The organism is Streptomyces alkaliphilus (assembly GCF_014141535.1).
GTDB lineage: Bacteria > Actinomycetota > Actinomycetes > Streptomycetales > Streptomycetaceae > Streptomyces > Streptomyces alkaliphilus.
On the sequence record NZ_VKHT01000819.1, the window covers coordinates 1 to 2311 of the forward strand.

Consider the following 2311-nt stretch of genomic DNA (forward strand, 5'->3'; position numbering starts at 1 on the left):
GTCCGGGACCCTCCCGGGAAAGGTGCGCCCCCTGTGTCCACGCCCGTCATCGGTGTCCTCGCCCTTCAGGGTGACGTTCGCGAACACCTCGCCGCCCTCGACGCGGTGGGGGCCCGCGCCCTGCCGGTGCGTCGCCCCGCCGAGCTCGCGGCGGTGGACGCGTTGGTGATCCCCGGTGGGGAGTCCACCACCATCTCCAAGCTGGCCGAGGCGTTCGGCCTGCTGGAGCCGATGCGCGAGCGGGTCGCCGCGGGGATGCCCGCCTACGGTTCCTGCGCGGGGATGATCATGCTCGCCGACGACATCGAGGATCCCCGTTCCGGCCAGCGCACCATCGGCGGTCTCGACATCACCGTGCGACGCAACGCCTTCGGCCGGCAGAACGAGTCCTTCGAGGCCCCGGTCGTCCTGGAGGGGGTTTCGGGCGGTCCCGTGGAGGGTGTCTTCATCCGGGCGCCGTGGGTGGAACGGGCCGGCCCGCGGGTCGAGGTGCTGGCGGTGCGCGACGGCCACCCCGTTGCGGTGCGCTCCGGTGGCCTGCTGGCCACCGCCTTCCACCCCGAGCTGACCGGGGACCATCGGGTGCACGCGCTGTTCGTGGAGATGGTTCGCGCCGTCACCGGCCCCCGGGCCGCCGGGGACGCGGCCGACCCCGTGGGGCCGCCGGCGGTGCCCGACCGCCGGGAACCGGGGACGACCGGCCGACCGGAACCGGTCCGCGCGGTACCGGCCGGGTGAACGTCCGGGGGTAGGATCGGCGCGTCGGTTCGTAGGTGACATCGAAGGGGCGAGGCTGTGTCCGGCCACTCCAAGTGGGCAACCACCAAGCACAAGAAGGCCGTGATCGATGCCAAGCGCGGCAAGCTCTTCGCCAAGCTGATCAAGAACATCGAGGTCGCGGCGCGGATGGGGGGCGCCGATCCCGACGGCAACCCCACCCTGTACGACGCCATCCAGAAGGCCAAGAAGAGTTCGGTCCCCAACAAGAACATCGACAGCGCGGTCAAGCGCGGCGCGGGTCTCGAGGCGGGCGGTGCCGACTACGAGACGATCATGTACGAGGGGTACGGTCCCAACGGGGTCGCCCTGCTCATCGAGTGTCTGACCGACAACCGCAACCGGGCCGCCTCCGATGTCCGGGTCGCGATGACCCGCAACGGCGGCTCGATGGCCGACCCGGGCTCGGTGTCCTACCTCTTCAACCGCAAGGGCGTGGTCATCGTCCCCCGCGGTGGGCTCACCGAGGACGACGTGCTCGCCGCGGTCCTGGAGGCCGGTGCCGAGGAGGTCAACGACCTCGGGGACACCTTCGAGGTGCTCAGCGAGGCCACGGACCTGGTGGCGGTGCGCACCGCCCTCCAGGACGCGGGCATCGACTACGACTCCGCGGACGCCAACTTCGTCCCCACCATGCAGGTGCAGCTGGACGAGGAGGGGGCCCGAAAGATCTTCAAGCTGATCGACGCCCTCGAGGACAGCGACGACGTCCAGAACGTCTTCGCCAACTTCGACGTCTCCGACGAGGTCATGGCCGCCGTCGACGCCTGAGGGTCCGTTCCCGGGACCGTCGCCCCGCGCGGCCCGTCGTACCGCACCGACACGCCGTTCGGCCACCGGGCCTCCACCGGTGGCCGGACGGCGTGTCGGTGCCGTGCCGGTCCCCGACCGGCACGCCGTCGTGCCCGCTGCGGGCGATTGTCGGAGGTGGGCGTTAGCCTGCCGGCAGGGACCGGCGCGGTCCGCCGATACCGGTGGCCGCCATCGCCGGGCGCGCGAGAAGCGGCTCCCGGGGCGACCGGGACGACCGGGACGATCAGGGGAGAGTGACGGAGTGCGGGTGCTCGGAGTGGACCCGGGGCTCACCCGGTGCGGTCTCGGCGTGGTCGAGGGAGCACCGGGGCGCCCCCTGCGGATGGGCGCCTTCGGCGTCGTGCGCACCCCGGCCGACACCCCGACCCCCCTGCGTCTGCTGGAGATCGAGCGGGGAGTGGAGGAGTGGTTGGACGAACACCGGCCCGACTGCGTCGCCGTCGAGCGGGTCTTCAGCCAGCACAACGTCAGCACCGTCATGGGCACCGCCCAGGCCGCCGCGGTCGCCATGCTCTGCGCGGCGCGCCGGGGCCTGCCGGTCGCCCTGCACACCCCCAGTGAGGTCAAGGCGGCCGTGACCGGCAGCGGCCGGGCCGACAAGGCCGGGGTCGGCGCGATGGTGACCCGACTGCTCCGTCTCCCCGCACCCCCCACGCCCGCCGACGCCGCCGACGCCCTCGCGCTGGCGATCTGCCACATCTGGCGCGCCCCGGCGCTGGAC

Annotated in this window: 2 protein-coding genes and 1 pseudogene; all 3 read left to right on the forward strand. The window is 72.7% G+C overall.

The features are described from left to right. Nucleotides 1–33: 33 nt before the first annotated feature. A pseudogene (gene pdxT / locus FNQ90_RS20105) lies at nt 34–615 on the forward strand (pyridoxal 5'-phosphate synthase glutaminase subunit PdxT); the annotation flags it as partial. 180 nt (nt 616–795) lie between these two features. Next, on the forward strand, nt 796–1548 hold the full coding sequence (locus FNQ90_RS20110) for a YebC/PmpR family DNA-binding transcriptional regulator (protein ID WP_182607648.1): 753 nt from the start codon (nt 796–798) through the stop codon (nt 1546–1548). A 283-nt stretch (nt 1549–1831) separates the two neighbouring features. Further along, a partial coding sequence (ruvC, locus tag FNQ90_RS20115) for a crossover junction endodeoxyribonuclease RuvC (protein ID WP_182607649.1) occupies nt 1832–2311 on the forward strand: 480 nt, incomplete at its 3' end.